The sequence below is a fragment of the Allobosea sp. 67-29 genome, from assembly GCF_001898115.1.
Classification (GTDB): domain Bacteria; phylum Pseudomonadota; class Alphaproteobacteria; order Rhizobiales; family Beijerinckiaceae; genus Allobosea.
Window position 1 is genome coordinate 135,563 of record NZ_MKSQ01000005.1, and the last position, 18,787, is coordinate 154,349.

General features: G+C 68.4%; 20 protein-coding genes. 11 read left to right on the forward strand and 9 right to left on the reverse strand.

Annotated features, from left to right (window positions below; genetic code table 11):
* Positions 1-3: 3 nt before the first annotated feature.
* The 8 genes from BGO20_RS01165 to BGO20_RS01200 are packed head-to-tail and all read left to right on the forward strand — an operon-like array spanning position 4 to position 7,237.
* Positions 4-987, forward strand: a complete 984-nt coding sequence (locus tag BGO20_RS01165) for a branched-chain amino acid ABC transporter permease (protein WP_291662814.1) — start codon at positions 4-6, stop codon at positions 985-987.
* Complete coding sequence (locus tag BGO20_RS01170) at positions 977-1,774, forward strand: ABC transporter ATP-binding protein (RefSeq protein WP_291662815.1); 798 nt, start codon at positions 977-979, stop codon at positions 1,772-1,774. Before BGO20_RS01165 ends, BGO20_RS01170 begins: the two co-directional genes overlap by 11 nt.
* Positions 1,767-2,480, forward strand: a complete 714-nt coding sequence (locus BGO20_RS01175; protein WP_291662816.1) for an ABC transporter ATP-binding protein — start codon at positions 1,767-1,769, stop codon at positions 2,478-2,480. Before BGO20_RS01170 ends, BGO20_RS01175 begins: the two co-directional genes overlap by 8 nt.
* 32 nt (positions 2,481-2,512) lie before the next feature.
* On the forward strand, positions 2,513-3,256 hold the full coding sequence (locus BGO20_RS01180) for an SDR family NAD(P)-dependent oxidoreductase (RefSeq protein WP_291662818.1): 744 nt from the start codon (positions 2,513-2,515) through the stop codon (positions 3,254-3,256).
* A 10-nt stretch (positions 3,257-3,266) separates the two neighbouring features.
* Complete coding sequence (locus BGO20_RS01185) at positions 3,267-4,964, forward strand: FAD-dependent oxidoreductase (RefSeq protein ID WP_291662819.1); 1,698 nt, start codon at positions 3,267-3,269, stop codon at positions 4,962-4,964.
* Between the two features lie 13 nt (positions 4,965-4,977).
* A complete protein-coding gene (locus tag BGO20_RS01190; protein WP_291662820.1) occupies positions 4,978-5,598 on the forward strand; it encodes a glutathione S-transferase family protein in 621 nt (206 codons plus the stop codon).
* A gap of 24 nt (positions 5,599-5,622) precedes the next feature.
* A complete protein-coding gene (locus BGO20_RS01195; protein ID WP_291662822.1) occupies positions 5,623-6,453 on the forward strand; it encodes an SDR family NAD(P)-dependent oxidoreductase in 831 nt (276 codons plus the stop codon).
* Between the two features lie 13 nt (positions 6,454-6,466).
* A complete protein-coding gene (locus BGO20_RS01200; protein WP_291662824.1) occupies positions 6,467-7,237 on the forward strand; it encodes an SDR family NAD(P)-dependent oxidoreductase in 771 nt (256 codons plus the stop codon).
* 19 nt (positions 7,238-7,256) lie between these two features.
* Here BGO20_RS01200 and BGO20_RS01205 read toward each other — a convergent pair whose 3' ends face one another.
* Positions 7,257-8,036: a helix-turn-helix transcriptional regulator gene (locus tag BGO20_RS01205; RefSeq protein ID WP_291662826.1), complete on the reverse strand. Its 780-nt coding sequence runs from the start codon at positions 8,034-8,036 to the stop codon at positions 7,257-7,259.
* A gap of 128 nt (positions 8,037-8,164) precedes the next feature.
* Positions 8,165-8,635 carry an Lrp/AsnC family transcriptional regulator gene (locus tag BGO20_RS01210; protein WP_291662827.1) on the reverse strand — a complete coding sequence of 157 codons (471 nt, stop codon included), beginning with the start codon at positions 8,633-8,635 and terminating at the stop codon, positions 8,165-8,167.
* Positions 8,636-8,755: 120 nt separating this feature from the next.
* Here BGO20_RS01210 and hppD point away from each other — a divergent pair, with 120 nt between their 5' ends.
* Both hppD and BGO20_RS01220 read left to right on the forward strand, forming a co-directional pair.
* Positions 8,756-9,865: a 4-hydroxyphenylpyruvate dioxygenase gene (gene hppD, locus BGO20_RS01215; protein WP_291662829.1), complete on the forward strand. Its 1,110-nt coding sequence runs from the start codon at positions 8,756-8,758 to the stop codon at positions 9,863-9,865.
* A 16-nt stretch (positions 9,866-9,881) separates the two neighbouring features.
* Positions 9,882-10,250 carry a Rieske (2Fe-2S) protein gene (locus tag BGO20_RS01220; RefSeq protein ID WP_291662830.1) on the forward strand — a complete coding sequence of 123 codons (369 nt, stop codon included), beginning with the start codon at positions 9,882-9,884 and terminating at the stop codon, positions 10,248-10,250.
* Positions 10,251-10,282: 32 nt separating this feature from the next.
* Here BGO20_RS01220 and BGO20_RS01225 read toward each other — a convergent pair whose 3' ends face one another.
* From BGO20_RS01225 to BGO20_RS01255, 7 genes are all read right to left on the reverse strand, one after another.
* Positions 10,283-10,897, reverse strand: a complete 615-nt coding sequence (locus tag BGO20_RS01225) for a LysE family translocator (RefSeq protein ID WP_291662831.1) — start codon at positions 10,895-10,897, stop codon at positions 10,283-10,285.
* A gap of 76 nt (positions 10,898-10,973) precedes the next feature.
* Positions 10,974-12,101, reverse strand: a complete 1,128-nt coding sequence (gene recF / locus BGO20_RS01230; protein WP_291663483.1) for a DNA replication/repair protein RecF — start codon at positions 12,099-12,101, stop codon at positions 10,974-10,976.
* Positions 12,102-12,111: 10 nt separating this feature from the next.
* Entirely contained in the window at positions 12,112-13,227 is a 1,116-nt protein-coding gene (gene dnaN / locus BGO20_RS01235; RefSeq protein ID WP_291662833.1) for a DNA polymerase III subunit beta, read from the reverse strand.
* A gap of 155 nt (positions 13,228-13,382) precedes the next feature.
* Positions 13,383-14,903: a chromosomal replication initiator protein DnaA gene (dnaA, locus tag BGO20_RS01240; protein WP_291662835.1), complete on the reverse strand. Its 1,521-nt coding sequence runs from the start codon at positions 14,901-14,903 to the stop codon at positions 13,383-13,385.
* 774 nt (positions 14,904-15,677) lie between these two features.
* The gene (gene rpsT / locus BGO20_RS01245; protein WP_291662837.1) at positions 15,678-15,944 is read right to left on the reverse strand and encodes a 30S ribosomal protein S20; all 267 of its coding nucleotides are present in this window, start codon (positions 15,942-15,944) and stop codon (positions 15,678-15,680) included.
* A 181-nt stretch (positions 15,945-16,125) separates the two neighbouring features.
* Positions 16,126-17,109: a threo-3-hydroxy-L-aspartate ammonia-lyase gene (locus BGO20_RS01250; RefSeq protein ID WP_291662838.1), complete on the reverse strand. Its 984-nt coding sequence runs from the start codon at positions 17,107-17,109 to the stop codon at positions 16,126-16,128.
* A 109-nt stretch (positions 17,110-17,218) separates the two neighbouring features.
* Positions 17,219-17,992 carry an enoyl-CoA hydratase gene (locus BGO20_RS01255; protein WP_291662839.1) on the reverse strand — a complete coding sequence of 258 codons (774 nt, stop codon included), beginning with the start codon at positions 17,990-17,992 and terminating at the stop codon, positions 17,219-17,221.
* A gap of 191 nt (positions 17,993-18,183) precedes the next feature.
* Here BGO20_RS01255 and BGO20_RS01260 point away from each other — a divergent pair, with 191 nt between their 5' ends.
* On the forward strand, positions 18,184-18,741 hold the full coding sequence (locus tag BGO20_RS01260; RefSeq protein ID WP_291662841.1) for a lipocalin family protein: 558 nt from the start codon (positions 18,184-18,186) through the stop codon (positions 18,739-18,741).
* The last annotated feature ends 46 nt before the right edge of the window (positions 18,742-18,787 follow it).

An 18,787-nucleotide genomic window follows, 5' to 3' on the forward strand; every position in this document is an offset into this window, starting at 1 on the left:
CCCGTGTCGTCCTCTCCCCTCGCATCGGCGCCGGAGGGCCGGCCCGGCCTGCCGGGAGCCGCTCTCGGCGGGCTCGCCCTGGCCGCGCTCCTCGCCGTCGCCCTGCCGTTCTTCACGACCGGTTACGTCGTCTATATCGCCAACCTGCTGCTGGTCTTCGTGGTGCTCTGCCTCGGCCTGCACATCGTCATCGGCGAGACCGGCCAATTCTCGATGGCGCATGCCGCCTTCTACGGCATCGGCATCTACGCGAGCGCGCTCGCCAACCGCGCGGTCGACCTGCCCTATCCCTTCGCCATGCTGTTCGGGGCGCTCGTCGCCGGTGCGGTCGGCCTGTTCATCGGGGCGCTGGCGCTGCGCATGCGCGACATCTATCTCGCGCTCGCCACCTTCGCCTTCGGCGAGGCGATGCAATGGGTCTTCGCCAACTGGGACAGCGTCACCAACGGCCCGAACGGCCTGCGCATCGCGCCCGCCCGCTTCGGCCCGCTCGAAATCCTCAGCGACAAGCAGGCCTATCCCTTCGTGCTGTTCTTCTGCCTGCTGGCGATCGGCTTCACCGTCGTGGTCTCGCGCTCGCGGCTCGGCCGTGCTTTCCGCGCGGTGCGCGAGTCGGAGGTGGCGGCGATGGCGATGGGCATCGACGTGCGCCGCACCCGCGTCATCGGCTTCGGCCTCTCGGCGGCGGTCGCGGGCTTCGCTGGCGGCATGTTCGGCCTGTTCCAGACCTTCATCCACCCCGACAGCCTGGGCTTCCAGACCACGATCCTCGTGCTGACCATGGTCGTGGTCGGCGGCCTCGGCTCGATCTGGGGCGCCATCGGGGGCGCCATCGTCTTCGGGCTGATCTCGGAGGTGCTGCGCCAGGCGCCGCAATACCAGGAGATCATCTACGGCGCGATCCTGATGCTCTTCATGATGTATGCCCCGCACGGCCTTTTCGCCTTCGTCGGCGAGCGCATCCGGGAGGCGCGCCATGGCCGCTGAAGACATGGCCGCCGCCGCCGCGCCCTTCCTGAACGTCGAGGGCCTGACCATCCGCTTCGGCGGGCTCACCGCGGTCGGCGGGCTCGACATGGCCGTGGCCAAGGGCTCGATCCATGCGCTGATCGGCCCGAACGGCGCCGGCAAGTCGACGACCTTCAACTGCATCTCGCGCTTCTACACGCCGAGCGAGGGACGCATCACCTATGACGGGCGCGACATCACCCGCCTGCCGGCCCGCGAGATGGCCGGCTTGGGGATAGCCCGCAGCTTCCAGAACCTCGAGCTCTTCGCCGAGCTCACCGTCTTCGAGAACGTGCTGATCGGCGCGCATGTCCATGCCGGCCGGACCTGGCGCGACGCGCTCAGCGCCCGCCCGCGCGGCGTCGTCGAGGAGGTCGAGCATCTGATCGAGCGCACCGGCCTGACGGCTTACGCCCAGACCAAGGCGCGCAACCTCGATTTCGGCCATCAGAAGATGGTCGAGATCGCTCGCGCGCTCGCCATCCGTCCGAAGCTGCTGCTGCTCGACGAGCCTGCCGCCGGCCTGCGCAACCGCGAGATCGCCGCGCTCGACACGCTGCTCTGCGAATTGCGCGAGCGCGACGGCCTCACCATCCTCCTGGTCGAGCACGTCATGCAGTTGGTCATGTCGATCTCCGACCGGATCACCGTCCTGAGCTTCGGCACCAAGATCGCCGAAGGCACGGCCGCCGAGGTGCGCGCCCATCCGGCGGTGATCGAGGCCTATCTCGGCCGCGAGGCGGCCCAGGAGGCAGCTCATGGCTGATCTGCTCGAAATCGACGGTATTTCCGCCGCCTATGGCCGCATCCAGGCGCTCTCCGAGGTCTCGCTCAAGGTGCCCGAGGGCGCCATCGTCGCCCTGCTCGGTTCGAACGGTGCCGGCAAGAGCACGACGCTGAACACCGTTTCGCGGCTCGTGCCGGTGACGAAGGGGCGCATCCGCTTCGCCGGCGAGGAGATCCAGTCCTGGGCCTCGCACAAGGTCGTCTCGGCCGGCGTGCTGCAGGTGCCGGAGGGCCGCGAGGTCTTCCGCGACATGAGCGTGCGCGAGAACCTCGACATGGGCGCCTATCGCCGCAGCGATGCCGCCGGCATCAGGCGCGATCTCGACCGGGTCTTCGAATACTTCCCCAAGCTCAAGGAGCGCCTCCAGCAGAAGGCCGGCACGCTCTCGGGCGGCGAGCAGCAGATGCTGCTGATCGGCCGGGCGCTGATGGCGGGCCCGCGCCTGCTGCTGCTCGACGAGCCCTCGCTCGGGCTTTCACCGCTGCTCGTCCAGCAGATCTTCGCGATCATCGAAAGGCTGAACCGCGAGGGGCTCACCATCCTGCTTGTCGAGCAGAACGCGGCGATCGCGCTGGGATGCTCGACCTACGCCTACATTCTCGAGAACGGCGAGATGGCCCTCGAAGGCGCATCCGCGAAACTGCGGCAGGACGACAGCGTCCGCCGCACCTATCTCGGCGGCTGAGCCGGGACGCGACACGGACAGGATTTCGGCTCATGGCTATGCCGCAGGACAAACCCATTGCTCTCGTCACGGGTGGTGCACGCGGGATCGGCCGGGCCATCGTCGAGCGCCTCTGCGCCGACGGGTTTTCGGTCGGCATCCTCGACCGCGAGGCGGAGATCGCGACGGCTCTGGTGACGGAACTGACAGCCCAGGGCCATAGCGTCTTCTTCCAGCCCGTGGACCTTGCCGATCACGCTGGCCTTTCCGCGCTGGCGGAGCGCCTCCCGGTGGCGCAGGCTCTCGTCAACAATGCCGGCATCTTCGAGAACAAGCCGTTCTTCGATCTCGCCGCCAGCGATTTCACCCGCATGATGGATGTGAACGTCACCGCGCTCTTCCTGCTCTCGCAGGCGGTGGCGCGGCGCATGGAAAAGGGCGGGCGCATCGTCAACATCGCCTCCCGCACGTTTCTGGGCGCCCGCAACCACGCCCATTACGTCGCCTCGAAGGCCGCCGTCGTCGGCCTGACGCGGGCGATGGCGATGGAGCTGCTGCCGCGCGGCATCGCCGTCAATGCGGTGGCGCCAGGTGGGGTCGCGACCGAGATGGTGGCGAAGCAGTCGGAAGAGGCACGCGCCGCCCTGCTCGCTCAGCAGCCGACAGGCGCGCTCGCGGCGCCCGAGGACATCGCCAACGCCGTCGCCTTCCTGGCCTCGCCGCGCACCAATTTCATCTACGGCCAGGTCCTGCTCGTCGACGGCGGCAAGTCGCTCGGCGGCGGCATGGGCGGCTGAGGGCATGGCGATGAGCGAGAGCTTCGACGAAATCCGCGACGTCGTCGTGGTTGGCTCGGGCGCCGGCGGGATGTCGGCGGCGATCACCGCCGCCAAGGCCGGGCTCGACGTGCTGCTGATCGAGAAGAGCGAATATGTCGGCGGCAGCACCGCCGTCTCGGGCGGCGCGATGTGGGTGCCGGAAAACCCGCATGCCGCCAAGGCCGGCCATGCCGATACCCGCGAAGCGGCGATGACCTATCTCGAAGCCGTGCTCGGCAACCGCCTGCGGCCGGACCTGATGCGCGCCTTTCTCGACAACGGCCCCGAGATGGTCCGCTTCTTCGAGCGCGAGACGGCGCTGAAATTCGAGGCGCGAGCCTATTCGCCGGACTACCAGCCCGAGCAGCCCGGCGCCTCCAGGGGCGGGCGCACCATCGACCCCGCTCCTTATGACGGCAACGAGCTCGGCGCCGATTTCGCGCTGCTGCGCCCGCCGCTGAAGGAGTTCACCGTGCTCGGCGGCATGATGGTGAACCGCAAGGACATCGACGCGCTGGTCGGTCGCTTCCGCAGCCTCGCGAACTTCAGGCACAGCGCCAAGCTCCTGATCCAATACGGGCTCGACCGTCTGCGCCATCCGCGCGGCGCGCGTCTCCTGATGGGCAATGCATTGGCCGGGCGTCTGCTGAAATCGGCGCGGCTGGCCGGTGTCGATCTACGGACCAGGACGGCTGCCGGCTCCCTGATCGAGCAGCACGGCGCCGTCACCGGCCTCGTGGTCAAGGGCGCCCAAGGCGAGCGCCGCATCGGCGCGCGGCGCGGCGTGGTGCTGGCGAGCGGCGGCTTTCCGGCCAATGCCGCGATGCGGCGCGAGCACATGCCCCATGCCGAGGTCCATCGCTCGATGGCGCCGGTGACGGATACCGGCGACGGCATCGCTCTCGGCCTGTCCGTCGGTGGCGCCCTGCGCGACGACAATATCGGTGCCGCCTTCTGGACGCCGGTTTCCGTCCTGAAGAAGCCGGACGGCAGCGAGGTGCAGTTTCCGCACCTGATCCTCGACCGCGCCAAGCCCGGGCTGATCGCGGTCGACGGCAAGGGCAACCGCTTCGTCAACGAGGCGACCTCCTATCACGGCTTCGTCGAGGCGATGCATGCAGGCGGAGCCGTGCCCGCCTTCCTCGTCTGCGACAGCGCTTTCCTGCGCAAATACGGGCTTGGCCTCGTCCATCCCGGCCTCAAGACACCGAAGGCCTTCGTCGAGGCAGGCTATCTGTTCGAGGGCGACAGCATCGCCGCGCTCGCCGGCCGGATCGGCGTGCCGATGCCTGCTCTGGCCGCAGCCGTCGCGGGCATGAACGAGGCGGCGCGCTCCGGCGAGGATGCCGCCTTCGGCAAGGGCTCGAGCGAGTACAACCGCTATCTCGGCGACCCCAACAACAAGCCGAATGCCTGCCTCGGGCCGATCGAGACCTCCCCCTTCTACGCCGTGAAGGTCTGGCCCGGCGATATCGGCACCGCGACCGGCCTGACCTGCGATCCGCAGGCTCGGGTGCTCGGCCGCGACGAGCGCCCGGTCCCCGGTCTCTACGCCACCGGCAACGACATGAACTCGATCATGGCTGGCGCCTATCCCGGTGCCGGCATCACGCTCGGCCCCGCGCTCACCTTCGGCTTCATCGCCGGACGGGCGCTCGCCGCCGAGCCCGACCGCCTGCCGCGTTGAGAAAGGCATTCAAATGAAGCTCTACCAGTCCGCCACCTCGCCCTTCGTCCTCAAGGTCCGGATCGCCGCCGCGGAGCTTGGCCTGCTCGACCGGATCGAGATGCTCGACGTCTCGCAGGATTACAAGGCCGGCGGACCATTGGCGCGCGAGCAGAACATCATCAAGACCAACCCGCTCGGCCAGGTCCCGACCCTGCTGCTCGAAGACGGCTCGACGATCGCCGATAGCCGCGTCATCTGCGAATATCTCGACCGGCTCGGTGGCGGCTCGCTGTTCCCGGCCGAGCCCAAGGCGCGCTGGAACGCCCTGACCGAACAGAGCTATGGCGACGGGCTTCTCGATGCGGCGCTCGCTGCGCGCTACGAAGGCCTCCTCCGGAGTGAAGAGCAGCGCTGGCAGCGCTGGATCGATGGCCAACTCGCCAAGGTCCATGCCACGCTCGACCTGATCGAGGCCAAGGCTGCCGGCTTCGACGAGCGCGTCGATATCGGCACGATCACCTTCTATTGCGCGCTGGCCTATCTCGATCTGCGCTTCGCCGATCTGAACTGGCGGGACGGCCGGCCGCAGGCCACGGCCTGGTTTGCCAAGATCGCCGAGCGCCCCGCCTTCGGTGGCCAGAAGCTGGGCTGAGGCCACGGCGAGCAGGAGGCGGCGATGGCTGCGAATTTCGGGCTTGCCGGCCGAACCGTCCTGATCACCGGCGGTGCCTCCGGCATCGGGCGGGAATGCGCGCTGGCGCTGGCGCGTGAGAGGGCGGCTGTTGCCATTGCCGACGCCGATGCGGAAGGCGCCACGGCGACAGTCCGCGAGATCGAGGCGCTCGGCGCCCGTGCTGTCGCGACGAGCTTCGACGTGCGCGATCCTGCTGCCACCGACGCGGCGGTCGAGAGCATCGAGCGCGATCTTGGCCCACTCGACGGTTTGATCACCGCGGCCGGCATCTCCCGCCCTGCCCCGGCGACCGAACTCGCCGCCGAGAGTTGGGAGGCCGTGATCGGCGTCAATCTCTCCGGCACCTTCTATTCCTGCCAGGCGGCCGGCCGGCGCATGGTGGCGCGCGGGCGCGGCGCCATCGTCACGATCGGCTCGGTCTCCTCGCTCGGCGGTCAATCAGGTCGCGCACATTACTGCGCCTCGAAGGCCGGTGTCGTCGGCCTGACGCGCGACCTCGCCGTCGAATGGGGCTCGCATGGCGTCCGCGTGAACTGCATCGGCCCGAGCGCGACGGATACGCCGATGATCCGCCGCGGCATCCCCGAAAGCTTCGTCGCCGGGGTGATGGAGGATCGCACGCCGCTCGGGCGGTTGGCACAGCCTTCCGAAGTAGCCTCGGTCTGCCTCTTCCTGCTCTCGGACCTCGCGAGTTACGTCAACGGCGCGCTGCTCATGGCCGATGGCGGCGTCTCGGCCGGCTTCTTCACGCGCGGCCACGGCCGCGACTTCTCCTCGAAGGCCCTGCTGGCGCAGGGCGTCTACAGCGAATGATCGGAAGCCTAAGATGAGCAAGCTCGCCCTCGTTACCGGTGCCGGGCGCGGAATCGGCGCCGCCATCGTCCACAAGCTCGCCGCCGATGGCTGGCGCGTCGCCGTCTGCGACCTGACCCGCGAGCCGGCGGCCGCCGTCGCTGCCGCACTGCCCGGCACCGGCCATAGCGGCTGGGCGGTCGATGTCTCCGACGAGGCTTCCGTGGACGCGCTCTTCGATGGGGTCGAAGCGGCCCACGGCCCGGTCACCGCGCTCGTCTGCAACGCCGGCATCCTGTTGATGGCGGCCGACGGCGAGCGGCCGACCATCTTCGACATGACGCTCGACGACTGGGAGAAGACCCATGCGGTCAACACGCGCGGCGTCTTCCTGAGCATCCGCGCCTATGCCCGCCGGCGCCGGGCGCTCCCCGTCGAGGGCGGCCGCGTCACCACGACCAGCTCGGTCGCGGCCGAGCTCGGCGGCTACCGCGGCTCGGCCAGCTACATCTCGTCGAAATCGGCGATTCTCGGCTTCACCAAGGCGATGGCGCGCGAGCTCGCGTCGCTGAAGATCACCGTGAACTGCGTCGCGCCGGGCGTCATTGATGCCCCGATGCTGGCGGCAGCAACGCCACGCTCGGCCGCGCCGGGCTCGATGGATACGCTGGCGCAGGCCGTGCCGCTCGGGCGGCTCGGGACGCCCGAGGATATCGCCGGGGCAGTCTCGTTCCTGCTCTCCGAACAGGCGTCATACATCACCGGCGCGACGATCGACGTGAACGGCGGCTATCGCATGGCTTGAGCCGTCGCGGTGAGGCGCCTCACATCAGGATGCGCATCAGCTCGTTCTGCGAGGAAATGCCGAGCCTGGCATAGGCGCGCTTGCGATAGGTGAGCACGGTGTTGATGCCGACGCCGAGCTCGAGCGCGATACCTTCCGAGGTCAACCCGCTCGCGATCAGCGCGCAGACGTCCCGCTCCCGCGCGGACAGGCTGGGCGCGACCGCAGCGAGCCGTGCCCGAAACGCCGGAAGCGTGCCGTCTCTGGCCGGCTCCTCCGCTTCGTAATGGCGCCAGAGGGCGGCCATCAGCAAGGGCGCGCTCTCGACGAGATGCGCGATCTCCTGGTCGCTGAAGCTCTCCTTGCGGCGGCGATAGATGCTGAGCCGCATCGTGTCGCCGCTGCGGCGCTGGATCAGCGAGAAGCGCTCCGACAGCCCGACCGAAAAATAGCATTCGCTGCGATAGGACGGGTTGGCGATGTCGCTCGCCCGCATCCTGACGCCCCAGCAATCGCGGCTGCCGGTGCCGTCGAGCTCGACCGTGTTGGCCGGGTCGGCGCGCCAGTGGCGGGAGACGTAGCGGCGCGCGACATCGAGCGCTGCCCGACCGGGCTCCTGCCGGTTCTCGGCGAGAAGCGTGTGGACGGCACCATCCGCCGCCGTCACGAAGGCGGTGACGATCTCCGTGCCGGTGAAGCGGCGTGCGATATCGAACAGCCCGGCCGAGAAACCGGGCCGGCCGACGCTCTCGATGACCTGCGGCATCGTCGCCAGGATACTGCTCGCGGCCATGGCCTGCTGAATGGCCAGAAGCTGCATCTCAACCTCCCGCCGGCTTCTCTTTCAGCGCGGCGGCGGGCCGGCGGCGGAAGCCTTCAAGGCCAACAGCGATACCAGCAGCCGGCTTCGCATGCAAACTCGTGCGCAAGGCAGGCGGTGGTTCTGCTCTAGGCGATCGGCAGCCCCGGTTCGTCCTTGAGGTTCATCAGCGCGATCTCGGACTGCACCCGGCCGACCTGCGGATGCGGCAGCAGATGGCCGTGGATGAACTGCGCGAAGGCGGCCAGATCCCGCGCGACGATGACGAGCACATAGTCGGCATCGCCCGATACCGAGAAGGCCTGCCGGATTTCCTCGTGCCGGGCCAGGAAATCGGCGAAGGATTCGGCGTTCCTCTCGCTGTGCGACGACAGGTTGACGCGGGTGATCGCCTTGAGGCCGAAACCCAGCGCCGTGGCGTCGAGCTTCGCGGCATAGCCTGTGATCACGCCGCTCTCTTCCAGCCGCGCGCGCCGTCGCGAGCATTGCGAGGGCGAGAGGTTCACGATCTCGCCGAGCTCGGCATTGGTGAGCGCGGCATTGTCCTGCAACGCCTTCAGAATTGCGCGGTCGAACCGATCGATCTCGTTCTGCGGCATGAAAGGCGCCTTCGATGCACGGAATGTGCAAATCCTCCGGCGTGCGTGTCGAGTTTGCAAGCCCCTCGCACCGGAACTGCCTCACTCTCGCCGACAACAGCACGATCAGGAGGATGCAGGATGGGTCCCTTTCCGCATGATGCCCCAAAGGCCACGATCAGCGCGGCCAACCCGGCCGGCACCGACGGTTTCGAGTTCGTCGAGTTCGCCCACCCCGAGCCCGCGAAGCTCGACACCCTGTTCCGGCAGATGGGCTTCGTGCCGGTCGCCCGGCACCGGACCAGGGACATCACCCTCTACCGCCAGGGCGACATCAATTATCTGCTGAACCGCGAGCCGGACAGCCACGCCTCCCGCTTCGTCGCCGCGCACGGGCCCTGCGCCCCGGCGATGGCCTGGCGGGTGGTCGACGCGCAGCAGGCGCTGAAGCGCGCGCTCGATCTCGGTGCCCGGGAATATACCGGGCCCGGCAAATCGCTCGACGTGCCCGCGGTCATCGGCATCGGCGGCTCGCTGCTGTACTTCATCGACACCTATGGCGAGGCGGGCTCGGCCTATGATGCCGAGTTCGAGTGGCTCGGCGAGCCCAACCCGAAGCCCGCCGGTTTCGGCTTCTTCTACCTCGATCATCTCACGCACAACGTGGTGCGCGGGAACATGGATACCTGGTACAAATTCTACCACGACACCTTCAATTTCCGCGAGATCCGCTATTTCGACATCGCTGGGAAGATGACCGGGCTGACCAGCAGGGCGCTGACCTCGCCGGACGGCAAGATCCGCATCCCGATCAACGAGAGCGCCGACGACCACAGCCAGATCGAGGAATATCTGCGCGAGTACAAGGGCGAAGGCATCCAGCACATCGCCATCGCCACCAACGACATCTATGCCGGCACCGACGCCATCGCCGCGGCCGGCCTCGAATTCATGCCCGGCCCGCCCGACATCTACTACGAGAAATCCAAAAGCCGGGTGAAGGGCCATCAGGAGCCGCTCGACCGGCTGCGCAAGCGCGGCATCCTGATCGATGGCGAGGGCGTGGTCGGCGGCGGCGAGACCCGCGTGCTGCTGCAGATCTTCTCCAAGACGGTGATCGGGCCGATCTTCTTCGAGTTCATCCAGCGCAAGGGCGATGACGGCTTCGGAGAGGGCAATTTCAAGGCTCTGTTCGAATCGATCGAGGAGGACCAGATCCGGCGCGGCGTGCTCAAGAGCACGGCGGCATGAGCGCGTCCGCTCGTCGATGAACGATGCCTGGCGCGATTATTCCAGCGCACCTCCGGCAGGTGCGCCGGTCTGCGAATCCGGTCTTGTCGGCGAAGGGGCGGCGCGCTGCCTGACGGTCGAGTCGGCCGCGGGCGCCTTCCCGCTCCTGCTTCTGCGGCGCGGCGGGGTGTTGCGCGCCTATGTCAACGCCTGCCCGCACCAGTACCTGCCGCTCGACTATCGTTCCGGCAACGTCCTGTCGGCGGACGGGACAAGGCTGCTGTGCTCGGCCCATGGCGCCGTCTTCGATGCGGCGACCGGCGGTTGCCTGTCCGGCGACACGGCCGACGGACTCGATCCGGTGCCGGTGGTCGAGAGCGAAGGGCTGATCCGCATCGCAGGCTGAACGCCGCGCCCGCGGCCGGCGCGCGCCGCCGTTCAGCTCCGGGTCGCGATCGCGGCGGCGGCGCCGATCATCAAGCCGCCGGTCGTCCGGTTGATCCAGCGCATCGCGCGCGGACTGGCGACGAGCCGCCGCGCCCGGTCGGCCGCATAGGCATAGGCCATCAGCGTCCCCGTGATGATCGGCATGATCAGCGCCGCGACTTCGACGAAGGAGAGCGGGGTCAGGGCGTTGAGATCGATCACCAGCGGCAGGATCGAGAGGAAGAAGACCATCACCTTCGGGTTGCCCAGCGTCAGCGCGATGCCGCCGAGGAAAAGGCGGCCGCCCTCGCCGCGAGCCGCAGCCGGGGCAACCGGTGCGTCCGAGGGCGCGGTCCAGGCCTTGAAGGCGAGGTAAAGGAGATAAGCGCAGCCGGCATATTTGATCGCGACGAACACGCCGTGGAAGCTCTGCATCAGCACGCTGAGGCCCAGCGCCGTCAGCGTGAACCAGACGAGATCGCCCGCGACGATGCCGGCCAGGAAGGGCAGCGAGCGCCGGAAGCCCGAGGACAGCGAACGCGCGACCAGGGCCGCGATCGCCGGCCCCGGCGAGGCGACGGCGAGGAAATAGACGCCCGCGAACAGGGCAAGGCTGGACATGTCCATGGAAAGGCTCCGAGACTGCCCGCGAGACTAGCAGGAACGCCGGCAGGCGTCCCATCGCAAGCCGTGGCCTGACCGATCAATCGAGCGGATCGATCCGCCCCGGCGTCACCGCGAAACGCTGCGCGCCGGCCGGCAGATCGCCGAACAGGGCGGCGTCCGCGCCGGTCATCCAGACTTGGCAGCCGAGCTCCGTCAGTGCTTCGTAGAGCGCCGCGCGCCGGCGCGGGTCGAGATGGGCGGCGACCTCGTCGAGCAGGACGAGCGGCGCGATGCCGCTCATCGCCGCGACCAGCCGGGCATGGGCGAGCACGAGGCCGATCAGCAGCGCCTTCTGTTCCCCGGTCGAGCCCTGGCCGGCGGGAATGTCCTTCGGACCGTGCCGGACTTCGAGATCAGAAGCCTGCGGCCCGGCCAAACTGCGCCCGGCGGCTCGGTCGCGATGGCGGTTCTCGCGCAGCAACTCGCGATAGGCGTCCTCGGCATCGACGGCCGGCAGCCGCGCGACCAGAGCGTCGATCTCGCCCGAAAGCGCGATATCCGCATAGGGGAAGGGCGAGGCCTCGTCGCGCGTCTCGGCGATGATGGCAGAGAGCCGCGCCACGGTCTCGGCGCGCGCGGCGGCAACCGCGACGCCGAGCTCGGCGACCTCGCGCTCGACCGCGTCGAGCCATTGCCCTTGATTGGGGCTCTCTTCCAGGATGCGGTTGCGCGAGCGCAGCGCCCGCTCCAGCGCATTCGAGCGCGTGGCGTGGCTCGGGTCGATCGCCAGCACCAGCCGGTCGAGGAAGCGGCGGCGGTCACCGGCAGCGCCCCGGAACAGCCCGTCGAGATCCGGCGTCAGCCAGACCACGCGCAGATAATCGCTGAACGCGAGCGCCGAGCCGACAGTGGCTCCGTCGACCCGGGCGAGCCGTGGCCGGCGCCCCTCGGGATCGAGCGGGCCGAGGCCGATGCCGAGCCGGCCGGCATCCTCTGCGAGCGTGATCGAGGCGGCGAAGGAACCGTCGCCGCCGTGCCGGGCCATGCTCGCGAGTTCGGCCCGGCGCAGGCCCCGCCCGGGCGTGAACAGCGAGAGCGCTTCGAGGATGTTGGTCTTGCCGGCCCCGTTCTCGCCGATCAGCGCAACGATTTGGCCCTCGACCGGGAGATCGAGGGCCTCGTACGAACGGAAATCCTGCAGGATCAGGCGCGCGACGGCGGCCATGGCCGCGGGATCAGACACGCATCGGCATCAGCACGTACAGCGCGGAGGCGCCTTCGCGATCCTGGATCACGGTCGGCGAACCGGGATCGGCGAGCTTCAGCAGCGCGGTATCGCCGTCGAGCTGGGCGGCGATGTCCATCAGGTAACGTGCGTTGAAGCCGATATCGAGCGGGCTCGCCTCGTAGTCGACCTCGATCTCCTCGGTCGCGGAGCCCGAATCCGGGTTGGTGACGGAGAGCGTCATGCGCCCGTCCGCCATGGAGAGCTTCACCGCGCGGCCGCGCTCCGAGGAGATCGTCGAGACGCGGTCGACGCTAGCCGCGAAATCGCCCCTGTCGACGGTGAGCCGCTTGTCGTTGCCGCTGGGAATGACGCGCTGGTAGTCGGGGAAGGTGCCGTCGATCAGCTTCGAGGTCAGCACCACATTGGCGGTGGCGACGCGGATCTTCGAACCCGAAAGCTCGACCGCGACCTCGCTCTCGCCGTCTTCGAGCAGCTTCTGGATCTCCGCCACGGCCTTGCGCGGGACGATCACGCCCGGCATGCCGGCCGAGCCCTGCGGCGCGGCGGTGTCGACGCGCGCGAGCCGATGCCCGTCGGTCGCGACCGCCCGCAGCACCGGCCGGCCGTCGACGTCGATGGTGTGGAGATAGATGCCGTTGAGATAATAGCGCGTCTCCTCGGTCGAGATCGCGAACTGCGTCTTGTCGATCAGGCGCTTGAGCTCGCCGGCCGGCAGCACGAAGCGATGCGCCATCTCGCCGGCGGTGATGTCCGGGAAATCGCTTTCCGGCAGGGTCTGGAGCTGGAAGCGCGATCGGCCCGAGCGCAGTACCAGCCCGGTGTCGCCGGTGGTCTCGAGCGAGACCTGGGCCCCGTCCGGCAGCTTGCGGACGATGTCGTAGAGGGTGTGGGCGGGAACGGTCGTCGCGCCGGGCTCGGTCACCTCGGCGGGAATCGTCTCCACCACCTCGATATCGAGGTCGGTCGCCTTGAGGCGCAGGCCGCCTTCAGCGGCCCCGAGCAGCAGGTTCGACAGGATCGGGATCGTGTTGCGGCGCTCCACAACGCGATGGACGTGCCCGAGCGACTTGAGCAGCGTGGAACGTTCGACCGTGACCTTCATGATTGTCTAGTCTTCTGGCGCTGGCCGCCCGCGCGCAAGCGCGCGGGCCGAATGAATGGCCAGCGACATTGCCGGACGCCAGCCGGGTGCGCAAGCCTGCCCACCCCGGCAACCACAAGCAATTGAAAGATCAGGGGGGAACGGGCCTGTGCCGCTCACTCCTGCAGCATGCGCTTCAGCAGATCGACCTCCTCGTGCAGCGAGCGGTCCTCGCTGATCGCCTTCTCGATCTTGCGTACGGCGTGCAGCACCGTGGTGTGGTCGCGCCCGCCGAAGCGGCGTCCGATCTCGGGCAGGGAGCGCGGCGTCAGCGCCTTCGACAGATACATCGCGATCTGCCGCGGCTTCACCACCGCCGCGGTGCGGCGCTCCGAGAGGATGTCGGCGCGGCTGACATTGTAGCGCGTCGCCACGAGCTTCTGGATGTCCTCGATCTTGACCCGGCGCGGCTCGCGCGTCCGGACGAGGTCACGGATCGCCGCTTCCGCGGTCTCCAGCGTCACGAGCTGGCCGGAGAGGGTGGCGTGCGCCAGCAGCCGGTTGGCGGCGCCGTCGAGGTCGCGACCATTGGTCGCGACGACACGGGCGACATAGGCGACCACGTCGGGGCTGACCTGGAAGTTGGGATGGGCGCCCTGCAGGGCCTCCAGCCGGGTCGCCAGGATCTTGCCGCGCAAGGCTTCGTCGAGCTCGCCGACTTCGACGACGAGGCCGCCGCCGAGCCGCGAGCGGATGCGCTCGTCGAGAGCCTCGAGCTCGCCGGCGAGGCGGTCGCCGGCGACGACGATCTGCTTGCCGGCGTCGAGCAGCGCATTGATGGTGTGGCCGAACTCCTGCTGGATCGACTTGCCCTGGATGAACTGCACGTCGTCGACGACGAGCAGGTCGATGCCGCGCAGCTTCTCCTTGAAGGCCAGCGCCGTCTGCGACTTCAGCGCCGCGACGAAGCCGTACATGAAGCGATCCGCCGTGAAATAGGCGACGCGCTTGCCGAGCCGGCGCGCCTCCTGCGCGATCGCCTGCAGCAGATGCGTCTTGCCCAGCCCGACTCCGGCATGGAGATAGAGCGGATTATAGGGGCTCTGGCCGGCAGGCGCCGCGGCGATACGCTCGGCGGCGGCGAAGGCGAGCTGGTTCGACTTGCCGACGACGAAGCTCTGGAAGCTCATCCGCTTGTCCAGCGTCGTGCCGCAAACGTCGACGGGCTCCGCTTCGCCGCCCTGCGCGCTCGCGGGAACGAGCTTTGCGGCATCGGCCGGAATCGCCGCCGCCGGCGCTGCCGCGCGGCTGCGGATCACGGCTTCCGCCAGGGGCGCCGGCGCGGCATCGCGCGACGCCTGGCGAACGGAGAGCAGCACGCCGCTCGGCGCCGGCAGCTCGGCGATGCAGTTTACCCGCAGCCGCTCGGCGTAATGGGCTTCGAGCCAGCTCTTGAGGAAGCGCGTGGGGACCGTGAGATAGGCCACGCCCCCGACGATGCCGGCGAGCTCGAGGCGGGCGAACCAGCTCGAGAAGACATCCTCGCCCAATTCGGCACGCAGCCGGCGCCGTACGCGCTCCCAGGCCTCCTGGACCGTCCTGTCGTCCGCACTGACCGTTCCGGCCTCCTCAGCGGCAATCGTTACCACCACCGGTGCCGTCTCGACCACATCTCCGATTTCCTGCCGCTCGAACATCTATGGCCCCATTCGCTCTCAAATGATCACGCCTTCGGCAGGGCGGTCGCAGCAGCGGCCGCCTGTCCCGGCGTTGTTGTCCGGTCAAAAAGGATCCCGGCCCGACAGGCGCCTCCGCCCGACGGGACTTCAGATCCCTGTCCTGTCGATTACGCTTGGAAGGCCCGCCGCTGGCTGGAGTTGCCCTTCATCTCGGTACTGAAGACAAAGAGCGACATTCTCCAACCTCCCTGGTCGCGAGCCCAAACACCGATAATCTATGGAAACCGCCGCCGCGTTCATTGCTGTCCGCCGGGCGATGAAGAGACCTTACAGGGCGGCCTCGAAGCGCTGCAACACCCCGGTCAGCCGGCTTCGGAGCGGGGCGGCTTCCTCGCGCCGGATCAGGCCGGAGGGTGGAGCCGCAATTGGTTGGGGAACTTAATCTTTTCTTTACGGCCGCCCGGGGCCTCCGGCCCGAATCTTTTTTTTCGGAAGGGCCGGGCGGCTGCCGCGGAGTCGCCACGATTCCATATCGGCAAAATCCTTTGCCTGCTAAGATGATGATAAATAATGCTTTTCCATGCGCGGCGGACTCCCTCTGACGGGGCGATCTCGCGCCCTGAAAGCCGCCCCGGAGTCAAGTCCGTAAAGGCGTGGAAAGATTGCCGAATCGGCTTGCCGAAGCGATTTCAATCGTCATGTGCCGAGTTGCAACAGCGGCTGCGAAGCCAACGAAAAAGCCCGGCACGAGGCCGGGCTTTCTAAAGGTGTAATACCAATTGAGAAGGCGGCTCAGGAAGCCAGCGCGCCGATCCGATGGGCGAGGCGCGACACCTTGCGGGAGGCGGTGTTCTTGTGAACCACGCCCTTCTGCGCGGCGCGCATGATCTCGGGCTGAGCGGCCTTCAGGGCCTCGGCCGCGGCGGCCTTGTTGCCCGAGGCGATCGCCTCCTCGACCTTGCGCAGGAAGGTGCGCATGCGCGAGCGGCGGTTCCTGTTGACCTCGGTGCGCCGTGCGATCTTCCGCGTGGCCTTCTTGGCCGACGTCGTATTGGCCATCGAAACGTCCTCGTCCTCATTACGGCCCGTCGCCTGGCGTTGAGCCGGCGGTCCTGGCCGCTACCTTGCTGGAAACACGTGAGCGGCGGCCGAGCTTGCGCGGGCCGCCGCGAGTGGTGGGGCTATAGTCGCTTGCGCGCGCGCCGTCAACGCGGAATCCGCATGTGGCTCGCCGTCGGGCTCAGGGAGCGGGCGCGATGAAGCGCGCGAAGCTCGCCAGATCGACATTCCCGCCCGACAGGACGACGCCGACGCGCCGGCTCTCGACCGGGATCGCGCCGCTGAAGGCCGCCGCCGCCGCGAGGCAGCCGGTCGGCTCGACCACGAGCTTCATGCGCTCCGCGAAGAAACGCATCGCATCGACCAGCGCGGCGTCGCTCACCGTGACGATGTCCTCGACCTCGCGCTGGATGATCGGGAAGGTGAGATTGCCGAGGAAGGCGGTCTGTGCCCCGTCGGCGATGGTCTTGGGCACGCCGATCGTCACGATCTCGCCCTTGCGCAGCGATTGCTGCCCGTCATTGCCGGCCTCCGGCTCGACGCCGAAGATGTGGCAGGCGGGATTGAGCGCCTTCGCCGCCAGGCAGGCGCCGGCCAGCAGCCCGCCGCCGCCGAGCGGCACGATCAGGATGTCGAACGGGCCGGCATCCTCGATCAGCTCCTTCGTCGCGGTGCCCTGGCCGGCGATGACATCGGGGTGGTCATAGGGCGGGATGACCGTCAGCCCGCGCTCGGCGGCGAGCCGGTCGCCGATGGCGAGCCGGTCCTCGGTGTAGCGGTCATAGCGCACGATCTGCCCGCCATAGCCTTCCGTCGCCGCGACCTTCGCGGCCGGCGCGTCGTTGGGCATGATGATGGTGGTCGGCACGCCCAGAAGCTGGCCGGCATAGGCGATGGCCTGGGCATGGTTGCCGGAGGAGAAGGTGACGACGCCGGCCTTCTTCTGCTCAGGGCCGAGCGAGGCGATGGCATTATAACCGCCGCGGAACTTGAAGGCGCCCATGCGCTGCAGGTTCTCGGGCTTGAAGACGAGGCTGGCTTGCGTCCGCCGGTTGGCGGTGGCCGAGCTCATCGCCGGGGTGTGGTGGGCGACGCCCCTGAGCCGTTCGGCCGCGGCCTCGACATCGGCATAGGTCGGAAGGGACGGTCCGGTCTGGGCGTTCATCGCGGGAAATCCTGCTGGCGAAAGACGAGGGCTATCTGCCAGCAGGAGCGTCGTTCCATCAAGGCGGCGGCGCTCGACACCGCCATGCGGCAGGCGGTGGCCTGTCGGCTCAGGCGTTCTTGAAATCGGGCTTCCGCTTCTCGGCGAAGGCGGACATGCCCTCCTTCTGGTCTGCCGTCGCGAAGAGCGAGGAGAAGATGCGGCGCTCGAAGCGCAGCCCCTCCTGAAGGGTTACCTCGAAAGCGCGCTCGACCGCTTCCTTCGCCATCAGCACGGAGGGCAGCGACTTCGCCGCGATCGCCTCGGCCGCCTTCAGCGTCTCGGGCAGAAGCTCGGCCAGCGGCACGACCCGGGCGACGAGGCCGGAGCGCTCGGCTTCCTCGGCGCCCATCATCCGTCCTGTCAGGCACAGATCCATCGCCTTGGCCTTGCCGACCGCCTTGGTCAGGCGCTGCGTGCCGCCGGCGCCGGGGATGACGCCGAGATTGATCTCGGGCTGGCCGAATTTCGCATTGTCCGCGGCGATGATGAAATCGCACATCATGGCGAGCTCGCAGCCGCCGCCGAGCGCGAAGCCCGCGACCGCCGCGATGATCGGCTTCTTGCGCCGGCCGATCCGGTCCCAGTCCTCGAACTTGTCGTCGAGATAGGTGCCGGGGAAGGTCCGGCTCTGCATCTCCTTGATGTCGGCGCCGGCGGCGAAGGCCTTCTCCGAGCCGGTGAGGACGACGCAGCCGATCTCGGCATCTTTCTCGAAGCCGTCGAGCGCCTGGTTGATCTCGCCGATGAGCTGGCCGTTCAGCGCGTTCAGCGCCTGCGGGCGGTTGAGCGTGATCAGCCCGACCTTGCCCTTCGTCTCGACGAGAATGGTCTCATAAGCCATGGCGGCCTCCCGGATGCTGCTGTGCCGCCAGCTTTAGCGGGCCGCCAGGCCTCAAGTCCACGGGCAGCAGACGCAAAGCGGGATGCGCGAAAGCGACCGCCGTCGGACGATCGATGGATCCGGCGGCCGGCGCCGCGCGTATTGCTGGGCAGGCGCCGCATCGACGGCCGCTCGTCACGAGGGAGGTCGAAATGAAGTCGATCCTGCTCGCCGCTGCGGCGGCTCTCACCTTGGCCGGCTGTGCCGGCGGCTCGGGCGCCAGCGGCTCCGGCCAGGCTCCCGAGCCTCGCAAGCGCATCGATGTGGCGCGCTTCTATTCAGGAACCTGGCGCGAAATCGCGCGACGCCCCATGAGCATCACCGATGGCTGTGTCGCAGGAGCGACGGAGTATGGCCCGGGTCGCCAGGGCGGCATCGAGGTGCTGGATTCCTGCCGGATGGGCAGTCCGAAGGGCGAGCTGAAGACGGTCGGTGGGCCGGGCACGATCCTCGACCCCGGCTTCAATGCCAAGTTGCGCGTGGACTACAAGCTCTACGGTTTTGTGCCGGTGCAGCGGGATTATTGGGTTCTGGATCGTGCCGATGACTATAGCTGGTTCATCTCGGCCGACCCGACCTTTCGCGACCTCTACATCTTCACCCGCGATCCGCAGATCGGCGCCACCCAGCGCAAGCGGCTGGTGCAGCGCGCCGCGGCGCTCGGCTACGACGTCTCGAAGCTGGAGTTCCCGCAGCAGCCCAAGCGCTGACGTCAGCGGCGCGGCACAGGCCGCCGTCTTCGCCGCCGTCATGGGG